The sequence below is a fragment of the Methylobacterium tarhaniae genome, assembly GCF_001043955.1.
GTDB lineage: Bacteria > Pseudomonadota > Alphaproteobacteria > Rhizobiales > Beijerinckiaceae > Methylobacterium > Methylobacterium tarhaniae.
The window spans coordinates 57,690-76,419 of the sequence record NZ_LABZ01000021.1; the positions used below are offsets into that span (position 1 = coordinate 57,690).

The 18,730-nt window shown below is 71.9% G+C and carries 17 protein-coding genes; 8 read left to right on the top strand and 9 right to left on the bottom strand.

Features of this window, described 5'->3' with window-relative positions:
• The first annotated feature begins 12 nt into the window (after positions 1–12).
• From uvrC to VQ03_RS03635, 4 genes are all read left to right on the top strand, one after another.
• Positions 13–2,061: an excinuclease ABC subunit UvrC gene (uvrC, locus tag VQ03_RS03620; protein ID WP_048449495.1), complete on the top strand. Its 2,049-nt coding sequence runs from the start codon at positions 13–15 to the stop codon at positions 2,059–2,061.
• 90 nt (positions 2,062–2,151) lie between these two features.
• Positions 2,152–2,751: a CDP-diacylglycerol--glycerol-3-phosphate 3-phosphatidyltransferase gene (pgsA, locus tag VQ03_RS03625; protein WP_048449496.1), complete on the top strand. Its 600-nt coding sequence runs from the start codon at positions 2,152–2,154 to the stop codon at positions 2,749–2,751.
• Between the two features lie 10 nt (positions 2,752–2,761).
• Entirely contained in the window at positions 2,762–3,013 is a 252-nt protein-coding gene (gene moaD / locus VQ03_RS03630; RefSeq protein ID WP_048449497.1) for a molybdopterin converting factor subunit 1, read from the top strand.
• A gap of 157 nt (positions 3,014–3,170) precedes the next feature.
• Positions 3,171–4,217: a DUF3616 domain-containing protein gene (locus VQ03_RS03635; RefSeq protein ID WP_048449498.1), complete on the top strand. Its 1,047-nt coding sequence runs from the start codon at positions 3,171–3,173 to the stop codon at positions 4,215–4,217.
• 10 nt (positions 4,218–4,227) lie between these two features.
• On the opposite strand, the gene VQ03_RS03640 is transcribed toward VQ03_RS03635, so the two are convergent.
• Positions 4,228–5,133 (bottom strand): metal ABC transporter solute-binding protein, Zn/Mn family, encoded by a 906-nt coding sequence (locus VQ03_RS03640; protein ID WP_048449499.1) that lies wholly within the window; start codon positions 5,131–5,133, stop codon positions 4,228–4,230.
• 449 nt (positions 5,134–5,582) lie between these two features.
• On the opposite strand from VQ03_RS03640, the gene VQ03_RS03645 reads away from it, so the two are divergent.
• A complete protein-coding gene (locus VQ03_RS03645; RefSeq protein ID WP_048449537.1) occupies positions 5,583–5,885 on the top strand; it encodes a DUF2934 domain-containing protein in 303 nt (100 codons plus the stop codon).
• Between the two features lie 74 nt (positions 5,886–5,959).
• Here VQ03_RS03645 and VQ03_RS03650 read toward each other — a convergent pair whose 3' ends face one another.
• Positions 5,960–7,192: an MFS transporter gene (locus VQ03_RS03650; RefSeq protein WP_048449500.1), complete on the bottom strand. Its 1,233-nt coding sequence runs from the start codon at positions 7,190–7,192 to the stop codon at positions 5,960–5,962.
• Positions 7,189–7,320, bottom strand: coding sequence for a hypothetical protein (locus tag VQ03_RS34950; protein ID WP_280948432.1), 132 nt, complete (start codon positions 7,318–7,320; stop codon positions 7,189–7,191). The genes VQ03_RS03650 and VQ03_RS34950 overlap by 4 nt, the downstream gene beginning before the upstream one ends.
• Before the next feature lie 253 nt (positions 7,321–7,573).
• Between VQ03_RS34950 and gyrA the strand changes: the two genes are divergently transcribed.
• On the top strand, positions 7,574–10,333 hold the full coding sequence (gene gyrA / locus VQ03_RS03655; protein WP_048449501.1) for a DNA gyrase subunit A: 2,760 nt from the start codon (positions 7,574–7,576) through the stop codon (positions 10,331–10,333).
• A 111-nt stretch (positions 10,334–10,444) separates the two neighbouring features.
• Here gyrA and VQ03_RS03660 read toward each other — a convergent pair whose 3' ends face one another.
• Positions 10,445–11,527 carry a L,D-transpeptidase family protein gene (locus tag VQ03_RS03660; RefSeq protein ID WP_048449502.1) on the bottom strand — a complete coding sequence of 361 codons (1,083 nt, stop codon included), beginning with the start codon at positions 11,525–11,527 and terminating at the stop codon, positions 10,445–10,447.
• Positions 11,528–11,604: 77 nt separating this feature from the next.
• Positions 11,605–12,492, bottom strand: a complete 888-nt coding sequence (locus VQ03_RS03665; protein WP_048449503.1) for an extensin-like domain-containing protein — start codon at positions 12,490–12,492, stop codon at positions 11,605–11,607.
• Positions 12,493–12,737: 245 nt separating this feature from the next.
• Here VQ03_RS03665 and VQ03_RS03670 point away from each other — a divergent pair, with 245 nt between their 5' ends.
• A complete protein-coding gene (locus tag VQ03_RS03670; RefSeq protein ID WP_048449504.1) occupies positions 12,738–14,795 on the top strand; it encodes a M3 family metallopeptidase in 2,058 nt (685 codons plus the stop codon).
• A 4-nt stretch (positions 14,796–14,799) separates the two neighbouring features.
• On the opposite strand, the gene VQ03_RS03675 is transcribed toward VQ03_RS03670, so the two are convergent.
• From VQ03_RS03675 to VQ03_RS03685, 3 genes are all read right to left on the bottom strand, one after another.
• The gene (locus tag VQ03_RS03675; RefSeq protein WP_048449505.1) at positions 14,800–15,540 is read right to left on the bottom strand and encodes an ABC transporter permease; all 741 of its coding nucleotides are present in this window, start codon (positions 15,538–15,540) and stop codon (positions 14,800–14,802) included.
• On the bottom strand, positions 15,537–16,682 hold the full coding sequence (locus VQ03_RS03680) for an ABC transporter permease subunit (protein ID WP_208605473.1): 1,146 nt from the start codon (positions 16,680–16,682) through the stop codon (positions 15,537–15,539). Before VQ03_RS03680 ends, VQ03_RS03675 begins: the two co-directional genes overlap by 4 nt.
• A gap of 79 nt (positions 16,683–16,761) precedes the next feature.
• A complete protein-coding gene (locus tag VQ03_RS03685) occupies positions 16,762–17,628 on the bottom strand; it encodes a glycine betaine ABC transporter substrate-binding protein (RefSeq protein ID WP_245291946.1) in 867 nt (288 codons plus the stop codon).
• Between the two features lie 335 nt (positions 17,629–17,963).
• Here VQ03_RS03685 and VQ03_RS03690 point away from each other — a divergent pair, with 335 nt between their 5' ends.
• Complete coding sequence (locus VQ03_RS03690) at positions 17,964–18,275, top strand: response regulator (protein ID WP_425339940.1); 312 nt, start codon at positions 17,964–17,966, stop codon at positions 18,273–18,275.
• Positions 18,276–18,500: 225 nt separating this feature from the next.
• Here the strand turns inward: VQ03_RS03690 and VQ03_RS03695 are convergent, their stop codons facing one another.
• Positions 18,501–18,716, bottom strand: a complete 216-nt coding sequence (locus VQ03_RS03695) for a hypothetical protein (RefSeq protein WP_048449508.1) — start codon at positions 18,714–18,716, stop codon at positions 18,501–18,503.
• Positions 18,717–18,730: the final 14 nt, after the last annotated feature.

Here is an 18,730-nt window from a genome sequence, read left to right on the forward strand (position 1 = left end):
TACATCGCCAGCATGAGCCGACAGCCTGGGAACGACGTGCCGCCCGACGCCCTCGACGCGATCGAGGACGACGAGGCCGTGGACGCCCTCGACACCGCCCCCGAGATCGATTTCGACCTCGATGCCGGCGCGGGCGCGATCCAGGCCGGCACGGCGGTGATCCGCCGGTTCTGGACCACGCTGCCGACCTCGCCGGGCGTCTACCGGATGTTCGACGCCAAGGGCGACGTGCTCTATGTCGGCAAGGCCAAGAACCTGAAGAACCGGGTTGGCTCCTACGCGCGGGGCCAGGCGCATACCAACCGCATCGCCCGGATGATCGCCGAGACGGCCTCGATGGAGTTCGTCACCACGGCGACCGAGACCGAGGCCCTGCTGCTCGAGGCCAACCTCATCAAGCAGCTCAAGCCCCGCTTCAACGTGCTGATGCGGGACGACAAGTCCCTGCCCTACATCCTGCTCACCGCCGATTCCGACGCGCCGCAACTCGTGAAGCATCGCGGCGCCCGGCGCCGGGCCGGGCATTATTACGGCCCCTTCGCCAGCGTCTGGGCGGTGAACCGCACGGTGAACGCGCTCCAGCGCGCCTTCCTGCTGCGCTCCTGCTCCGACAGCTATTTCGAGAACCGCACGCGGCCCTGCCTGCTCTACCAGATCAAGCGCTGCTCGGGCCCCTGCACCCACGAGATCTCGGTCGAGGACTACGCCGCGCTCGCGGCGGAGGCGCGGGGCTTCCTGTCGGGCAAGTCGAACGCCGTGAAGGAGCGCATGGCCGCCGAGATGCAGGCCGCCTCCGACGCCTGGGAATTCGAGAAGGCGGCGCGCTACCGCGACCGCATCGCCGCGCTCGCCGCCATCCAGGGCGTGCAGGGCGTGAACACGCAGGGCATCGAGGAGGCCGACGTCTTCGCCCTCGACGAGCAGGCCGGCCAGTTCTGCATCGAGGTGTTCTTCTTCCGCAACTGGCAGAACTGGGGCAACCGGGCCTATTTCCCCAAGGCCGACCGCAGCATGACGCCGGCCGAGGTGCTGGCCTCGTTCCTGGCCCAGTTCTACGACGACAAGCCGGCGCCGCGGCTGGTCCTGACCTCGCACGAGATCGAGGATGCGGAGCTTCTGGCCGCCGCCCTCTCGACCAAGAGCGAGAACCGGGTCGAGATCCATTGTCCGAAGCGGGCCGAGCGCAAGAACCTCGTCGAGTACGCCGCCCGCAACGCCCGCGAGGCGCTGGCCCGGCGCCTCGCCGACACCGCCTCGCAGGGCAAGCTGCTCGCGGCCCTCGGCACGTCGTTCGGGCTCGGCGCCGCGCCGCGGCGGATCGAGGTCTACGACAACTCGCACATCATGGGCACGAACGCCGTCGGCGCGATGATCGTCGCGGGACCGACCGGCTTCATGAAGACCCACTACCGGACCTTCACCATCAAGTCCGAGGAGGTGAAGCCGGGCGACGATTACGGCATGATGCGCGAGGTGCTGCAGCGCCGCTTCGCGCGGCTGGTCAAGGAGCATCCGCGCACCCGGGCCGAGGCCGCCCGCGCCGCCGCCGAGGGCGGGCCGGCGGAGCCCGAGCCCGCGCCGGACCCGGCCGATACCGAGGCCTTCCCGGCCTGGCCCGACCTGGTGCTGATCGACGGCGGCCGCGGCCAGCTCGAGGCGGCCCGCAAGGCCCTCGACGAGGTCGGCGTCACCGACGTGCCGCTCGTCGGCATCGCCAAGGGGCGCGACCGGGATGCCGGGCGCGAGACCTTCTTCGTGCCCGGCCAGGCGCCGTTCCGGCTGCCGCCGCGCGACCCGACCCTCTACTTCGTCCAGCGGCTGCGCGACGAGGCGCACCGCTTCGCCATCGGGGCGCACCGGGCCAAGCGCAAGCGCGAGATGGTGAAGAACCCCCTCGACGAGATCCCGGGCGTCGGGCCGACCCGCAAGCGCGCGCTCCTGCACCATTTCGGCACGGTGAAGGCGATCCAGCGGGCGGCCCTGGAGGACCTCGCCAAGGCGCCGGGCGTGAACGCCGCGACCGCCCGGGCGATCTACGACTTTTTTCATGCGGATCCGTGACATGGATGCGAGGCTGGAGGGATGCGTGACGCCGAGTCCGGGACGAGGTCTGTTGACGCCCCCTCCCCCCGCGTGGTTTCACCGGTGGCGATGAACGTGGTCCTGCCCCGGCGCCGCTCGACGGCCCTGAACCTCGCCAACCTCCTGACCTACGGCCGCCTGGTCGCGGTTCCGGTGGTGGTGGCGCTGCTGTTCTGGCCGCAGGACGACACCGCCCGCTGGATCGCCGTCGCGGTCTTCGTCGCCGCCGCGATCACCGACTATCTCGACGGCTACGTCGCCCGCACCTACGCGCAGAGTTCGGCGCTCGGGCGCATGCTCGACCCGATCGCCGACAAGCTCCTCGTCGCCGCGAGCCTGCTGATGCTCTGCGCCGACGGGACGATCCGCGGCTGGTCGCTCTGGGCCGCGATCGTGATCCTGTGCCGCGAGATCTTGGTCTCAGGGCTTCGCGAGTACCTGGCCGAGCTGAAGGTCGGCGTGCCGGTGAGCCGGGTCGCCAAATGGAAGACCGCGGTGCAGCTCGTGGCCCTCGGCGTGCTGATCGCCGGCCCGGCCGGCGAGCGGGTCCTGCCCGGCAACGGCACCGTCGGGCTGGTGCTGCTCTGGCTCGCCGCGGCCCTGACGCTCTATACCGGCTACGACTACATGCGCTCCGGCATCCGTCACGTCATCGACGACGAGAGATGAGCGAGACACGATGAAGCTCGTCTACTTCGCCTGGGTCCGCGAGCGGATCGGCCGCCCCGAGGAGATCCTCGACCTGCCGCCGGAGGTGGCGACCGTCGCCGACCTCGTCGCCTGGCTGAAGGGCCGGGGCGAGGAATACGCCTACGCCTTCGAGACCGAGGGCGTCGTCCGCGCCGCCGTCGACCGGGTCCATGCCAAGCCCGGGACGGCGCTCGCCGGGGCGAGCGAGGTGGCGTTCTTCCCGCCGATGACCGGGGGGTGAGGCGATTATCGCGGAGCCGGGGCTCTCTTTCCGCGAGACTTCGTTCACCTCCCGCGACGATCGTCTCATCCTCCGCGGCCCCGGGATGATCCTGAGAGCCGTTGGTCGGAGCGCCGATCCGGCCGGCCTCAGCATTCAGCCCGATCCGAGAGTCTCGATGCCCCGCCCCCTGCCGCTCCTCGCGCTCCTGGTCTCGTCGCTCGCGGTCTCCGCCGCCTCGGCCGAGCCGGTGAAGGTCGGCCCGCTGCTGGAGCATCGCGGGATGTGCGAGGCGTCCGGGGCCGTGCCCTATCCGCGCGGCACCGTCGGCGACCGGTTCCTGGTGGTCGACGACGAATCGACGGTGGCGGGGCTCTACCGGGCCGGAACGAGCGGCGACGCGCTGCCGCTCGGCGGTGCCGATCTCGGGCCTCTGCTCGGCCTCTCGCCCGAGGACCGCAAGGCCGACCTCGAATCCGCGGCCTGGCTCGGCCCCGACCTCTACGTGCTCGGCTCGCATAGCCGCCGGCGCGGCGGCAAGCAGAGCCCCGGCCGCGGGCGCCTCGTCGCCCTGACGGTGACGGAATCGGGCGGCGTGCCGGCCCTGGCGCAGAAGGGCCGCGCGGTCAAAGGCCTGCCGCAGGCCTTCGCGTCCCTGTCGCCCCTGTTCGCCGCGCGGATCGGCCTCGACGTGCCGGCCCGGGACGACCTCGACCCCAAGCGCAAGGGCTTCAACATCGAGGGGATGGCGCCGCGGCCGGACCAGAAGTCCCTCTGGCTCGGCCTGCGCAACCCGCTCGACACCGACGCGAACGCCCTGCTGGTGCCGCTGGAGAACCCGGCCGAGGCCGTCGCCGGAGCCGCCCCGCGCCTCGGGCCCCCGGTCGCCCTCGATCTCAAGGGCCGCGGCATCCGTGACCTCGCCTACGCGCCGGACGCCAAGCTGTATCTGATCCTCGCGGGCGGAGCCGGGGGCGGCGGCGAGCCGTTCGACCTCTATCGCTGGTCGGGCGATCCGGCGGCCAAGCCGGTCCGGGTCGAGGGCGCCGCCGCGGCCTTCGCCGGAATTCCCGACTTCCAGCCCGAGGCGGTGCTGGTCGGCCCCGCCGGCGACCGGGTCCAGGTCTTGAGCGATGACGGCGAGGCGATCGGGTCCGACGGCAAGCCGTGCGAGGAGTCGCGGGACGGCAAGCGGTTCCGGAGCCTGACGCTCGACCTGCGGTGAGGGGGCGCCCTCACCCGCTGAGCGCCGCGGCGAATTCCTTCACGTTGTGGCGCATCATCTCGAGATAGGTCGGGGCCGGGCCGCCAGGCTCGGACAAGGCGTCGGAGAAGACGCGCCCGCCCGCCTTGGCCCCGCTCTCGCGGGCGATCTGCTGCATCAGCCGCGGGTCCGAGACGTTTTCGAGGAAGACCGCCGGGATCTTGTCGCGGCGGACCTGCCGGATGATCGCCGCGACGTCGCGGGCGGTGGCCTCGCTCTGGCTCGACACGCCCTGGGGGGCGAGGAAGCGCATCCCGTAGGCCCGCGAGAAATACCCGAAGGCGTCATGGGTGGTGACGATGCGCCGGCGCGCCTCCGGGATGCCGGCGAGCGCGGCGCGCACCTCGGCATCAAGGGCGTCGAGCTTCGCGAGGTAGGCGGCCGCGCTGGCCTGGTAGGCCGCGTTCCCCGCGGGATCGACGCTCGCCAAGCCGTCGCGGATATTCGCGACGTAGCGCTTGGCATTGGCGACGTTCTGCCAGGCATGCGGATCGACGGCGTGGTCGTGATTGTGGCTGTGGCCGTCGTCCTCCTCCTCGATCGGGGCGATGCCCTTCGAGGCGACGACCATGGCGGCCTTGGTGCCGGAGGCCTTGATCAGCCGGTCGATCCAGCCCTCGAAGCCGAGGCCGTTGACCACGACGAGGCGTGCCGCCGCCACCGCCTGCGCGTCGGCCGGGGCGGGCACGAAGCTGTGCGCATCGCCGTTCGGTCCGACCAGGGTGGTCACGGCGACCCGGTCGCCGCCGATCTGGCGCACGAGGTCGCCGAGGATCGAGAACGTGGCCACCACCCGGACGGGCGCCTCCGCCCGCACCGGCGCGGTCCATGCCAGCCCCAGGGCCAGCAGCAGCATCCCGATCCTCAGCCTGCCCATCGCGAAAAGGTCCCACGCCCGACGATGCGCCTCACCTAGGCCGCCGCGCGGGAGATTGCAACATTGTTACAGCAGTTGAGGGTCGGGACTCGACCGCCGAGTTAACCTGGGTCGAGGACAGGGCCGCGGGGCGGGTCCAGGCTCGCGACCGTCACGCCGTTCCTGCCGCTCCCGCTCGGACGGTGTCACCGGCGGGCCGGACCATCATGCGCGAGCGGGATGCCCCGGCCCGCTGCCCTCGCCTCCCGCATCCGTCAGCCGCGCTGCCTCTCCGGCAGACGCAAGCCCGTCCCGGGAGAGAAGGGGCGCGTGATCGTCGCTCCCGGACCGGAGGGACGATCCCGCGCCATGCCCGATCAGGTCGCCCGATCAGGTCGAGAGTGGTCGTTAGGGCTTCCTTAACCACGAGCCGCGATGGTCCGCTCAACATGAACACCGAGGAGGTCGGGATGGATCACTTCGAGACCAGCATCCGCGAGCGGGCCTACGCCCTGTGGGAGCGGGACGGCCGCGCGCCGGGCCGCGACGAGCATTACTGGCTCCTGGCCGAGCGGGAACTGCGGACCGTGACCGAGGCACCGGCCGGCGCGGAGGACATTCTCGCCAAGCCCGTGCGCAAGCCGGCGGCCCGCAAGCCGGCCACCAAGAGCGCCGCGGCCAAGACCGTGGCCGAGGTGGCCGGGGCCTTGGCGAAGCCGGCTCCGCGCCGGCGTCGCGCCGCCGCGGCGGCCGAGACCATCACCACTCACTGAGCGATCGTCGGACGCGAGCCGCGCCCGACCTGCCACTGTGCGATCGTCGGGCGCGAGCCGCGCCCGACCTGCTTTCAGCCCCTTCCGCCCTGCGGGAGGGGCTTTTCGTCGACGGCCCGGACCGGCGCGGCAGCGCGGCGCCGGGCCCGCCACAGCAGGGCGACCAGGGCGAGGTCGATCAGGCCCAGCACCGCCAGCGCCATCAGCGTCGCGTCGGCCCCTGCATGGGCGATCAGGTAGGCGCCTGCGGACGGGGCAAGAGCCTGCGCGGCGAGGTTCGGCTTCGCCAGGCGGCCGAGCAGGGCCGCGTAGCGCTCGGGCCCGAACAGCGCGAGCGGCAGGGTGCCGCGACCGATCGAGTAGAGCCCATTGCCGGCACCGTAGATCACCAGCACGAGCGCGAGACTCAAGAATCCGCCCCACAGCAGAACGAGCCCGACCGCCATCAGCGCCACGGCGCCGGTGAGGGTCCAGATCGGGTGGTGCCGGCTGCGATTGGCGACTTCGAGGAGCCGCGCCCCGACCTGCGACGGCCCGACCAGGGTGCCGAGGGACACCGCCGCCGCCAGCGACAGGCCGCGATCCTGGAGCAAGGTCAGCAGGTGGACGGAGAAGATCGAGGTGGCGATGCCGGTGCAGGTCACCAGGGCGGCGAGGACCAGGAAGACCGGCCGCTCGGCGGGATCGAGCGACACCGCGTCGGACCGGCCGCCCATCGCGACCGGCCGCGGGGCGGCGGGCGGGATCAGGCCGAGGATCAGCGGCAGGCAGATGCCGAGTTCCAGCGCCGCATAGGTCAGGCAGGTGCCGCGCCAGCCGAGATGGGCGAGCAGGAAGGCCGAGAGCGGCCAGCACAGGGTGCTGGAGAAGCCGCCCCACAGGGTCAGCGCGGTGATCGACGGCCGCGCATCGGCGCCGTAGAGCCGCCCGAGGGTCGCGAAGGCGGCGTCGTAGAGCCCCGATCCCATCCCGAGTCCGATCACCAGCCAGGCGAGGCCGAAGACCGGCAGGTTCGGGGCGAGGCCGAGGAGCACGAGCCCGGCGGCGAGGAGCCCGGTCGACACCGCCAGGACCGGCCGCCCGCCGTGCCGGCCGATCATCCGGCCCGCCGTCGGCGCGACGGCGCCCGCCGCCAGCATGCCGGCGGTAAGGCTGCCGAAGATCCAGGGCAGCCCCCAGCCGGTCTCCGCCGCGATCGATGGGCCGAGCACCGTCAGCAGGTAATAGCTGCAGCCCCAGGCGAGGATCTGCACGATGCCGAGGGCCGAGATGACCGGCCAACGCCGGTGCGGGATCGGCGGAATCATCGGGCCGTGGCGACCCGGCGCCCAGGCGCGTCGATCACCCGCCCTGACGGGCGGCACAGGCGCGAGCCGGCCTTGCGGCGCGCCTCCGGCCGGTCGCCGGCCGGGTCCTGATCGATGACGGCGTCCATCGGCGGCGGCCTCCCGCTTCGGGCGGCCTCGAAGACCGGCGCCCGATTCCCGCATCCTTTGCCAATCTCTAACGAGTTCGCGGGACACTCGTCCACCGGCGTCCGGCGGGCTTGTGGAACATCCCCGGAACGCCCATCTAAGATGCTGATTTGCTTCGCCTTCCGCGCTTGACGCTGGTGCCGGTGGCGCAAATCGGCTAAGCCGTCCGGCAAGAGGATGTGAGCCCGCGCGGGCCGCGACGAGAGACAGACCTTGGCAGAGAACGACCCGACCGGCGCGCCGCCGCCCGCGACCGACATCAAGCCCGTCTCGATCACCGACGAGATGCGCCAGTCCTACCTGGCCTACGCGATGAGCGTCATCGTCAGCCGGGCCCTGCCGGATGCGCGCGACGGCCTCAAGCCCGTGCACCGCCGCATCCTGTACTCCATGTACGAGAACGGCTACCTGCCGGATCGCAAGTACGTGAAGTCGGCCCGCATCGTCGGCGACGTGATGGGTCAGTATCACCCGCACGGCGACCAGTCGATCTACGACGCCCTCGTCCGCATGGCGCAAGACTTCGCCATGCGGCTGATGCTGGTGGACGGCCAGGGCAACTTCGGCTCGATCGACGGCGACCCGCCCGCCGCGATGCGCTACACCGAATCGCGCCTGGCGAAACCCTCGATGGCCCTCCTCGAGGACATCGACAAGGACACGGTCGACTTCAACCCGAACTACGACGAGTCGAAGGACGAGCCGGCGGTCCTGCCCGCCCGCTTCCCGAACCTCCTCGTCAACGGCGCCGGCGGCATCGCGGTCGGCATGGCGACCAACATCCCGCCGCACAACCTCGGCGAGGTGATCGACGGCTGCATCGCCCTCATCGACGATCCGGCCATCACCATCGAGGGCCTGAACGACATCATCCCGGGCCCGGACTTCCCCACCGGCGGCTCGATCCTCGGGCGCTCGGGCACCCGCTCGGCCTACATGACCGGCCGCGGCTCGGTGATCATGCGGGCGAAGTCCCACATCGAGGAGCTGCGCAAGGAGCGCGAGGCGCTGATCTTCACCGAGATCCCGTATCAGGTGAACAAGGCATCCCTCGTCGAGAAGATCGCCGATCTGGTGCGCGAGAAGCGCGTCGAGGGCATCGCCGACCTGCGCGACGAATCCGACCGCGACGGCATGCGCATCGTCGTCGAGCTGAAGCGCGACGCCGTGGCCGACGTGGTGCTCAACCAGCTCTACCGCTACACCCCGCTGCAGACGAGCTTCGGCTGCAACATGGTGGCGCTGAACGGCGGGCGGCCGGAGCTCCTCAACCTCAAGGACCTGATCCAGGCCTTCATCGACTTCCGCGAGGAGGTCGTCTCCCGCCGCACCAAGTTCCTGCTGAACAAGGCCCGCGAGCGGGCCCACGTGTTGTGCGGCCTCGCCATCGCGGTCGCCAATATCGACGAGGTGATCCGGCTGATCCGCACCTCGCCCGATCCGAACACCGCCCGCGAGGCCCTGATGGCCCGCGACTGGCCGGCGGAGGACATCGCACCGCTGATCGCCCTCGTGGACGATCCACGCCACCGGGTGAGCGAGGCCGGCACCTACCGCCTGTCCGAGACCCAGGCCCGCGCCATCCTGGACCTGCGCCTGCAACGCCTGACCGCGCTCGGCCGCGACGAGATCGGCGACGAGCTGAAGCGGCTCGCCGACGAGATCGCCGACTACCTCGACATCCTTCGCTCGCGCGCCCGCATCATGGGCATCGTCAAGCACGAGCTGGCGGAGGTCCGGGCCGAATACGCGACCCCGCGCAAGACCGAGATCCTGGACTGGGATTCCAGCGTCGAGGACGAGGACCTGATCCAGCGCGAGGACATGGTCGTGACCGTGTCGCACGCCGGCTACATCAAGCGGGTGCCGCTCTCGACCTACCGGGCCCAGCGCCGCGGCGGCAAGGGCCGGGCCGGCATGTCGATGCGCGACGAGGATTTCGTCACCCGGCTGTTCGTCGCCAACACCCACACGCCGGTTTTGTTCTTCTCCTCGCAGGGCCAGGCCTACAAGGAGAAGGTGTGGCGGCTGCCGCTCGCGGCGCCGAACGCGCGCGGCAAGGCGCTGGTCAACATCCTGCCCCTCGACCAGGGCAAGGAGCGCATCACCACGATCATGCCGCTGCCCGAGGACGAGGCGTCCTGGGAGACCCTGGACGTGATGTTCGCGACGGCGAGCGGCAGCGTGCGGCGCAACAAGCTGTCCGACTTCGTGCAGGTGAACCGCAACGGCAAGATCGCCATGAAGCTCGACGAGGGCGACCACATCGTCCATGTCGAGATCTGCACCGAGGCCGACGACGTGCTGCTGACCACGGCGGCGGGCCAGTGCATCCGCTTCCCCGTCACCGACGTGCGGGTGTTCAAGGGCCGCGACTCGACCGGCGTGCGCGGCATCAACCTCGCCAAGGATGACCGCGTCATCTCGATGACGATCCTGCGCCACTTCGAGGCCTCGCCCGAGGAGCGGCAGGCCTACATGAAGCGCGCCAATGCCGACCGGCGCGCCACCGGCGAGGCGATCGAGCTGCCGGCGGCGCCCGAGCCCGAGGCCGAGGAGGCCGCGGCCTCGATCGACCTGGAGCAGGACCGCTACATCGCCATGGGGGCGGCGGAGCAGTTCGTCCTCACCCTGTCGGAGCGCGGCTACGGCAAGCGCACCTCGTCCTTCGAGTACCGGATCTCCGGCCGCGGCGGTAAGGGCATCAAGGCGATGGAGGTCAATGCCCGCAACGGCAGCCTCGTCGCCTCCTTCCCGGTCGAGACCAGCGACCAGATCATGCTGGTGACCGATGCCGGCAAGCTGATCCGCGTGCCCGTCGACGACATCCGGGTCGTCGGCCGCGCCTCGCAGGGCGTCACGGTGTTCAACACCGACAAGACCGAGAAGGTGGTGTCGGTGGAGCATATCGAGGGCGAAGGCGAGGCGGAGGCCGACGTCGATGGGGATGGTGGAGAGGTCGAGGGAGCCTGATCGGGCCCGGCTCGGACAGGCTTCAACGTTCGAATGTAGAGCGAGATGCCCCTCTCCCGTTTGGGAGAGGGGCATCTCGCGACTTTCTGGATTGATGCCGCGGGGCTGGGACTACTTCCCGAAATCGACCTTGGCGCCCTTCTGGACGTGTTTCGCCAAGTCGCGCGCGTCCCAGTTGGTGAGCCGGACGCAGCCATGCGATTCGGTCTTGCCGACCTTCTCGGGGTCGGGCGTGCCGTGGATGCCGTAGCCGTCGTTACCCGAGAGGTCGATCCACACCACGCCGACCGGGTTGTTCGGACCGGGCTTGATGGTGAACTTGTGCTTCGCCTCGACGCCCTGGAACTCGTATTTCGGGTTGTAGGTGTAGGTCGGATCGAAGGCGACGGCCTCGACCTTCAGGACGCCGCTCGGTGCCGGTTTCTCCTCGCTGCCGATCGAGGCCGGGTAGAGGTGGACCAGCGTGCCGTCCTCGCCATAGGCCCGCACCTGGAGCGCGTCCTTGTCGACCTCGATGCGGGTGACCTTCGGCGCCTCGGGCAGCTCCTTCGCCGGAATGCGCCCGGTCTCCAGCGGCGGCACCGCCGCGACGGTGATCACCGTGCCGGCCTTGGTGAGCGGCTTGTCGGGATTGAGGGCTTCCAGCAATCCCTTGCTCATGTGGAAGCGCTCGGCCAGCATCTCGGCGGGCGACGTGTAGGAGAGCGCCTTCAGGTCGGCCTGCTCCTCCATCTTCGGCGGGATCTCTTCTACGAACGGGCCGGCGACGTCCTGCTCGGTCAGCGTGTACTCGGTCATCGCGGGGTCCTGGCTCGTGCCGGACAGGGCCTGCCAGAGATTGTCGTCGAGGCGCCCGGAGAAGGACTGGCCCTTGGCCTTGGCAAAGCCCGCGAGCGCGCCGCGCAGGTTGTCGCCGTCGCGCCCGTCGATGGCGCCCGGCGAGAAGCCGGCCCGGTCGAGGAGCACCTGCACCCGCACCGTCAGCGGGTCGGCCCGCTTGTCGGCGGCCTTCGACTTCGTCTCCTTGGCCCTGCCGCTCTCCTTGCCTTTCTCTCCGCCCTTCCCCTGGCCATCCGAGGTGCCGAACTGTGCCTGGTTGATCGCCTCCAACGTCAGGGGCGATTCCGCGGCGCCGGCCGCGCCCGCGAGCCCCATCACCAGCAGAGCCGCCCCGAGCCTCGCCGCCATCCGCATCCGACACTCTCCTGCACACGAAACCAGCAAGGCCTAAAAGCGCCGGACGCTTCGTCCCGTTCCCGGATTTTCCGCGCTCATTGGCACAGGCGGTGGCCGGCCGTGCGCTCGCGCTCGTCGAGATGGAGGTGGTTGGCGTGGGCGGCGTCGGAACCGGGCCCGAGCACGGTGCGGAAGAAGCTGCAGGCGCGGGCCCTGACGGCGGCCTCGAACGCCGCCTCGGGCGTGCCCTCCCGCGTCGCCCCGACCGTGACGGGCGCCCTCCCCTCGAAGACGAAGCCCATCACGTCGACCCCGTTGGCATAGGCGTGCTCGCTGAGCTTGGCGGCCGGATCGTGGTTCTGGCCGCGGCATTCGTAGGAGCCGCCGATCTGGACCTTCTGCGGCGCCTTGGAGAGGGTGCGCTCGGCGATCACCCGCACCTCGGTGCTCCAGCGGCCGAGCGCCTCCGCGGCAACGCAAGTGAGGGTGGCGGCGGGGGCGAGCGGGACGCCGTCCGGCAGCTCGGTCACACGCAGCGGCCTGGCCGCCCCGCACATCCCGTCCGCGAGGGGCGCCACCGGCTCGGCCTTGACGCCCAGGCGTTCGAGCCGGCGCAGGCAGGCGGTGTCGTCCGGCACGATGGCGGCGGGGGTCGGCGCCGGGCCGGAGGGCAGGCCGGCGGGGCGCTCGGGCGGGAGTGGCGCAGGCTCCGGGACGGGCGCTGCGGGCGTGTCCTTGGCGGGCGTGTCCTTGGCGGCCGGGTCTTTGGAGGCTGAATCCTTGGACGTGGAGTCCTTGGACGTGGAATTCTCGGCCGGCGGCTCCCGCCTCTCCTCGGGCCGGGGCGGCGGCAGCGGCACCTGATCGGCTGGGACCCGGCTCAACGGTGGCGGAGCGGCGGGCGATTGCGCGGATGCCGTACACGCCACGAGAGTCGCGCCCACCAGCGCAGCCAGGACCCGCCCCACGATCGTACCCGGCATCGCGTTCCCCCTTGCCTGAGCTTCACTGCGTCAGGAAAGGAAGAGGCGCGGGTCCCCCCTCGCCCGTGTGGGAGAGGGGATCCCGCGCCATGCCTTGCTCCTGAAACAGCCTCGGACGGTCCCGCTCCTCAACGGACGGACAAGCGTGGCCGTTCCCGCGCCTCTCGCCGCTTGCGCCTCTCGCCGCGCTTGCGCCCTCCGCCCCAGGGTCTATCGTCGCGCGCCCTTCGAGCGAGAGGATCAGCATGCGCGGCGTCACGGCGGAGCACGAGCCCAACCCCTTCTCCGAGCCGGCCTGGACCACGCCCCACGGGCTGCCGCCCTTCGAGCGCATCGCGCCCGCGCATTACGAGCCGGCCTTCGACCGGGCGCTGGCCCAGCACGTCGCCGAGATCGACGCCATCGCCGGCAATCCCGAGCCGCCGACCTTCGCCAACACGATCGAGGCGATGGAGCGTTCCGGCCAGGCCCTGCGGCGGGTCTCCTCGACCTTCTTCAACCTCGCCGGCAGCCACACCAACCCCGAGCTGCAGGCCGTCGAGCGGGCGGTGTCGCCGCGGCTCGCCCGTCACGGCAGCGCCATCTACCTCAACGCCAACCTGTGGGCGCGGGTCTCCGCCATCACCGAGGACGGCCTGTCCGACGAGCAGAAGCGGGTGCGCGAGCGCTACCGCCTGCGCTTCCGCCGCGCCGGGGCCGAGTTGGACGCCGAGGCGAAGGAGCGGATGGCCGCCATCGCGGCGCGGCTCGCCGAACTCGGCACCCAGTTCAGCCAGAACCTGCTCGCCGACGAGGGCGCCTTCACCCTGGAACTGACCGGTGAGGACGATCTCGCCGGCCTGCCGCCCTTCCTGCGCGCCGCAGCAAGCCGGGCCGCCGAGGAGCGCGGCCTGCCGGGCCGGCACGTCGTCACGCTGTCGCGCTCGCTGATCGACCCATTCCTGGTCTTCTCGACCCGTCGCGACTTGCGCGAGCGCGCCTATGCCGCCTGGATTCGCCGCGGCGAGAATGGCGGGGAGACCGACAACCGGGCGATCATCACCGAGACCCTGCGCTTGCGCGCCGAGCGGGCCCGCCTCCTCGGCTATTCCAGCTACGCCGCCTTCCGCCTCGACGACACGATGGCGGGCAACGCCGAGGCCGCGATCGGCCTGCTGGAGGAGGTCTGGGCGCCGGCCCGAAGCCGGGCTGAACGTGAGCGCGACCAGCTCCAGGCGCTGGCCCGCGAGGACGGCCAGAACTTCGACCTGGCTCCCTGGGACTGGCGCCACTACGCCGAGCGCCTGCGCCGGCGCGAGCACGCCCTCGACGAGGGCGAGATCAAGCCGTACCTGCCCCTCGAGGGCATGATCCAGGCCGCCTTCGACACGGCGCACCGCCTGTTCGGCCTCTCCTTCAAGGAGTTGCCGGATTGCCCGCGGTACCACCCGGAGGTGCGGGCCTGGGAGGTCGCCGACCGGGGCGGGCAGGTGATCGGCCTGTTCCTCGGCGACTATTTCGCGCGGCCGAGCAAGCGCTCGGGCGCCTGGATGAGCGGCTTCCGCTCGCAGGAGCGCCTGACCGGCGAGGTGACGCCGATCATCGTCAACGTGATGAACTTCGCCAAGGGGGGCGAGGGCGAGCCGGCCTTGCTCTCCTTCGACGATGCCCGCACGCTGTTCCATGAATTCGGCCACGCCCTGCACGGGCTCCTCTCGAACGTGACCTATCCGCTGCTGGCCGGCACCGCGGTGGCGGGCGACTTCGTCGAGCTGCCGTCCCAGCTCTACGAGCACTGGCTGGAGCAGCCGGAAGTGCTGCGGGCCCATGCCCGCCATTACCGCACCGGCGAGCCGATGCCCGAGGACCTGCTGCGCCGGCTGCTCGCCGCCCGCACCTTCAACCAGGGCTTCGCCACGGTGGAATACACGGCGTCTGCCATCGTCGACCTCGACCTGCATCTCTCGCCGGAGGCCGAGAGCGGCATCGATCCGCTGGCCTTCGAGGCCGAGTCCCTGCGCCGCATCGGCATGCCGGCCGAGATCGCGATGCGCCACCGCACCCCGCATTTCCAGCACATCTTCGCCGGGGAAGGCTACGCGGCGGGCTATTACAGCTATCTCTGGTCCGAGGTGCTGGACGCCGACGCCTTCGATGCCTTCCGGGAGGCCGGGAACATCTTCGATCCCACCACCGCCGAGCGGCTGCGGACCTACGTCTACGGCGCCGGCAACCTGCGCGACGCGCGCAGCGCCTACACGGCCTTCCGCGGCCGCCTGCCGAGCACCGCGCCGCTGTTGCGCAAGCGCGGACTGGCGGCGTAAAGCCTCAGCCCCGCAGCAGCCGGGCCAATCCCGCCGCCGCGGCAAGCCACGCCGCGTCGGTCAGGAAGGCGAGCGACGCGGCCGCCGCGGCGCCCTGGACCAGCGCCAGGTTGTTCTGGTTCTGCAACCCGACGATGATCGGCGTACCGAGGGTCTGGGCGCCGGCGAGCGCCCCGATCGCAGCGGTCGCCACCGCGAGCACCAGCACCACCCGCAGGGCCTCCAGGATCGGTCCGGCGGCGAGCGGCAACTCGACCCGGAACAGCCGTTGCGCGGGGGTGAGACCCATGCCGATCGCCGCCCGGCGGACCTCCTCCGGCACCGTGGCCAGCGCCCCGACGGTGCCGCGCATCACCGGCATCAGCCCGTAGGCGGCCAGCGCCAGCAGGACCGGGGCTGCGCCGAAGCCGATCACCGGCAGGGCGAGGGCGACCACCACGAGCGGCGGGACGGCCTGGGCCGCCGCCGCCAGGGTGTCGAGGGTGGGCCGGAGGCGCGCTCCGGCGGCGCGGGTCGCCAGGATGCCGAGACCGAGCCCGGCCCCACCCGCGAGGGCGAATCCCGCGAGCGCCAGGGCGAGATGCTGGCGGGCGAGCCAGGCGAGGCGCCCGGCCGGAACCGGCGTGCCGGCCTGGAGGCCGAGGATCCGGACCAGGAGGCCGGCGACCTCCGGCAGGCTGAGCGCCGCGAGGCTCATGCCCAGCAGGAGGGGCAGGACGGCGCGGGTGTCGCGGGTGCGGGTCATGCCGGCTCCTCCCCGGAAGCGGGGCCGGCCAGCAGGGCGAGCCCGGCATCGACCGCGAGGGCGAGGCCGATGACCGGGAGCGCCCCGAGCAGGATCAGGTCCTGGGCGAATTGCGCCATGCCCTCGAAGATCAGCGCCCCGAGCCCGCCGGCCCCGACGAGGCCGCCGAGGGTGGCGAAGCCGACGCTCTGCACCGCCGCGACCCGCAGGGCGCCCCACAGCAGCGGCGCGCCCAGCGGCAGGCGCACCCGCAGCAGCACGTCACGGCGCGTGAGCCCCATCGCCCGGGCGGCGGCGAGCACGTCGGGATCCGCCGCCGCGAGGCCGGCGGCGAGGCCGCGCACCAGCGGCAGGCAGAGATAGGCGGCGGTGCCGATCACCGCCGGCACCGGCCCGATCGCCGAGAGGCCGAGGGCCCGCAGAGCCGGCACCAGGGTGAGCAGGCCCGACAGGCCGGCCACCAGGGCGGCGAAGAGCGCGAGGGCCGGCACGACCTGGATCCCGCTGACGAGCCCGTCGACGAGGCGCGCGGCAGGCCCGTCGCGCAGGTGCAGGAGCGCCAGCGGAGCGGAGACGGCGAGGGCGAGGAGCAGCGACGCTCCGGCGAGCCCGATATGGTGCAGGACGGCCTCTCCCACCGCGCCCGCCCGGACCCGGTACTCGACCGCGAGCGATAAGGAGCCGAGGAGGCCCGCCCAGGCGGCGAGGCTCACGAGCCCGAGGAGGAGCAGGGCGGCGACGAGGCCGCCCCGCCGGGGCAGGGCCGCCCGGGCCGCCTCCCCGGCAAGGCCCGTGAGCGCCAGCCCGGCGAGCCACGCCCCCGATCCGAGGGCGGCGCGGGCGGCTTGCGGCTTGCCCGCGAGGAGGCCGGCGGCCCCCTGCCCGGCCCCGACGAGCAGCGCGCACCAGGCGGCGAGCGCCGCCAGGAGGGCGAGGCGGGCGCGCCAGGGCCGCGCCGGACCCGCGAGCAGCAAGGCCGCCAAAAGCGCGAGACCGCCCGCCGCCGCCCCGGCAAGGCCGCTGCCGACGGGGCTGCCCGGCACGAGGCGGTTCGGCGCCAGGGTGAGGAACGGCAGGCCGACCAGCGCCGCGACGGCGAGGCCCGCGGCGGCGAGCGGGAGCCAGGCGGCGGGCCGCGTCATGGTTCGGGAGGTCATGGGGTTCGGGCGGTCATGGGGTTCGGGAGGTCATGGGATTCGGGATGTCATGGCGCGAGGGAGGTCATGGCGCGAGGGATCCGAGATAGCGGCGGGCGACCGCCTCCGGGGTGTCGCCGTCCACCGCCACCTGGGCGTTCAGCCGGCGCAGGGTCGCGAGGTCGAGGCCGGCGAAGATCCGGTCGAGGGCGGGCGCGATCGCGGGGTAGCGCTCGAGGATCGCGGTGCGGAACAGGGGCGCCGGCTCGTAGACGATCTGCGCGCCGGCGGGGTCGCTCATCACCACCACGTCGAGGGCCGCGATCGCCCCGTCGGTCCCGTAGACCATGCCGGCATTGACCCCGCTGATGCCCTGCGCCGCCGCCCGCAAGGTGACCGCGGTGTCGCCGCCCGGCAGCATCACGATCCGCTCCCGCGGCATCACGAAATCGTAGGTCCGCTCGAAGGACGGCAGGGCCGCGGGGCTCTCGACGAACTCCGCCGAGGCGGCGAGCTCGATCAGCCCGCGGCGGACCGCGCCGGCGAAATCCGCCATCGTGGCGAGGCGCTGGGTCCGGGCGAGGTCGCCCTGGACGGCGATCTGCCAGGTGTTGTTGGCCGGCGCGGCCTTGAGCCAGGTGAGTCCCCGCTCGGCATCGAAGGCCTTCGCCGCCGCATAGGCGGTGTCCGCCCGACGCCAGACCGGATCGGCATCGGTGCCGGAGAAGAAGGCGACGTTGCCGGTATATTCGGGATAGGCGTCGATCTCGCCGGCGGTCAGCGCGGTGCGGACGATGCGGGTCGGGCCGAGCTGGAGCCGGGCCGTCACCGGCACGCCGAGGCGCTGGAGCACCATCACCATCACCTCGCCGAGCAGGATGCCCTCCCCGTGGGACTTCGAGGCCACGACGACCGGCCGGTCGGCCCGCGCGGTCGTCGTGGCCAGGGCCATGCCGGCGAGTCCCCCTGCGATCAGGCCCCGCCGATTCAAGGGGTGGGGAGTATCACGGCGCCGCTGCATCGCGTCCCAGGTCCGTGCGCTTGACATGTCTGGCTTTCCGGGCGACGGCTCACCGGCGCAGGTCTTGTCTGCCGGCGCGGCCCCGCATGGGTTGCGGGCGGATGGAACCCCTGACGGTCGCGCGGATGCCGCCGCGGCAGGGACAGGTCGATCGGGCCTCGGTACGGGGCGTTGAGGGAAAGAACTCCGGCGTGGGCACGGAAACAAGCGAAGACCTCCTGAACGGTGCCCGCGTCCTCGTGGTGGAGGACGAAGCGGCGATCTCGATGCTGCTGGAGGACATGCTGCTCGATTTCGGCTGCGAGGTCGTGGGTCCGGCGGCCCGGCTGAGCAAGGCGCTCGAGATGGCCGAGAGCGAGAGCTTCGTGGTCGCGATCCTCGACGTCAATGTCGCCGGCGAGCCGATCTACCCCGTCGCCGAGGCGATCGTGCGCCGCGGCCTGCCCCTCGTCTTCTCCACCGGCTATGGCGGCGCCGGGATCCGCGAACCGTTTCGCGATCGCCCGGTGGTGCAGAAGCCCTTCAGCCAGCAGGACCTCAAGCGCACCCTGATCGCCGCCATCGCGGCGGGGGGCTGAGGCGCCGGCCCCGCGGGGCCCGGCTCTCCCGATATGGCTAGAGATCCGCGACCTCGCTTCGGCGAGGCGACGGGATATTGTGCGCCGTCGTCGGATTTCCTCGACAGAGACAACACTTTCCTCGTCATTCCGGGCCGCGCGGCGGAAACCGGAATCACGGACAGAGGCGGACCGTTCGGTTCCCGCCTGAATTCGCCTCGACTGACATCGGGATGGCGTCCGGCCTCAGCCCGCGGCCGGCTGCGCGGCGCGGACAGACAGCCGCTCCGCCGGCTCGCGGGCGTCGGCCGCCTCCTGCGCCTCGACCCGGCGCTTGAACGCGCCCCAGGCCATCAGCGTGCAGCCGCAGCCGTCGCACTGGATCATGGCGTCGTCGTTCAGGTCGGCCGGCAGGCGGACGGCCGGAGATCCGCAGGACTCGCACCCGAAACCGCTGCGCATCTCGTGCCCTCCCC

What these genes read in the sequence shown, in the direction of transcription:
- VQ03_RS03680 (WP_208605473.1), bottom strand. Translation starts at nt 16,682, where the DNA reads ATGACGCGGCCCGCCGCCTGGCTCCCGCTCGCCGCCGCGGGCCTCGCC.
- VQ03_RS03695 (WP_048449508.1), bottom strand. Translation starts at nt 18,716, where the DNA reads ATGCGCAGCGGTTTCGGGTGCGAGTCCTGCGGATCTCCGGCCGTCCGC.
- VQ03_RS03635 (WP_048449498.1), top strand. Translation starts at nt 3,171, where the DNA reads ATGCCCCGCCCCCTGCCGCTCCTCGCGCTCCTGGTCTCGTCGCTCGCG.
- VQ03_RS34950 (WP_280948432.1), bottom strand. Translation starts at nt 7,320, where the DNA reads ATGGACGCCGTCATCGATCAGGACCCGGCCGGCGACCGGCCGGAGGCG.
- VQ03_RS03660 (WP_048449502.1), bottom strand. Translation starts at nt 11,527, where the DNA reads ATGCGGATGGCGGCGAGGCTCGGGGCGGCTCTGCTGGTGATGGGGCTC.
- VQ03_RS03645 (WP_048449537.1), top strand. Translation starts at nt 5,583, where the DNA reads ATGGATCACTTCGAGACCAGCATCCGCGAGCGGGCCTACGCCCTGTGG.
- VQ03_RS03670 (WP_048449504.1), top strand. Translation starts at nt 12,738, where the DNA reads ATGCGCGGCGTCACGGCGGAGCACGAGCCCAACCCCTTCTCCGAGCCG.
- moaD (WP_048449497.1), top strand. Translation starts at nt 2,762, where the DNA reads ATGAAGCTCGTCTACTTCGCCTGGGTCCGCGAGCGGATCGGCCGCCCC.
- VQ03_RS03690 (WP_425339940.1), top strand. Translation starts at nt 17,964, where the DNA reads ATGCTGCTGGAGGACATGCTGCTCGATTTCGGCTGCGAGGTCGTGGGT.
- pgsA (WP_048449496.1), top strand. Translation starts at nt 2,152, where the DNA reads ATGAACGTGGTCCTGCCCCGGCGCCGCTCGACGGCCCTGAACCTCGCC.
- VQ03_RS03685 (WP_245291946.1), bottom strand. Translation starts at nt 17,628, where the DNA reads ATGGCCCTGGCCACGACGACCGCGCGGGCCGACCGGCCGGTCGTCGTG.
- VQ03_RS03675 (WP_048449505.1), bottom strand. Translation starts at nt 15,540, where the DNA reads ATGACCCGCACCCGCGACACCCGCGCCGTCCTGCCCCTCCTGCTGGGC.
- VQ03_RS03650 (WP_048449500.1), bottom strand. Translation starts at nt 7,192, where the DNA reads ATGATTCCGCCGATCCCGCACCGGCGTTGGCCGGTCATCTCGGCCCTC.
- VQ03_RS03640 (WP_048449499.1), bottom strand. Translation starts at nt 5,133, where the DNA reads ATGGGCAGGCTGAGGATCGGGATGCTGCTGCTGGCCCTGGGGCTGGCA.
- VQ03_RS03665 (WP_048449503.1), bottom strand. Translation starts at nt 12,492, where the DNA reads ATGCCGGGTACGATCGTGGGGCGGGTCCTGGCTGCGCTGGTGGGCGCG.
- uvrC (WP_048449495.1), top strand. Translation starts at nt 13, where the DNA reads ATGAGCCGACAGCCTGGGAACGACGTGCCGCCCGACGCCCTCGACGCG.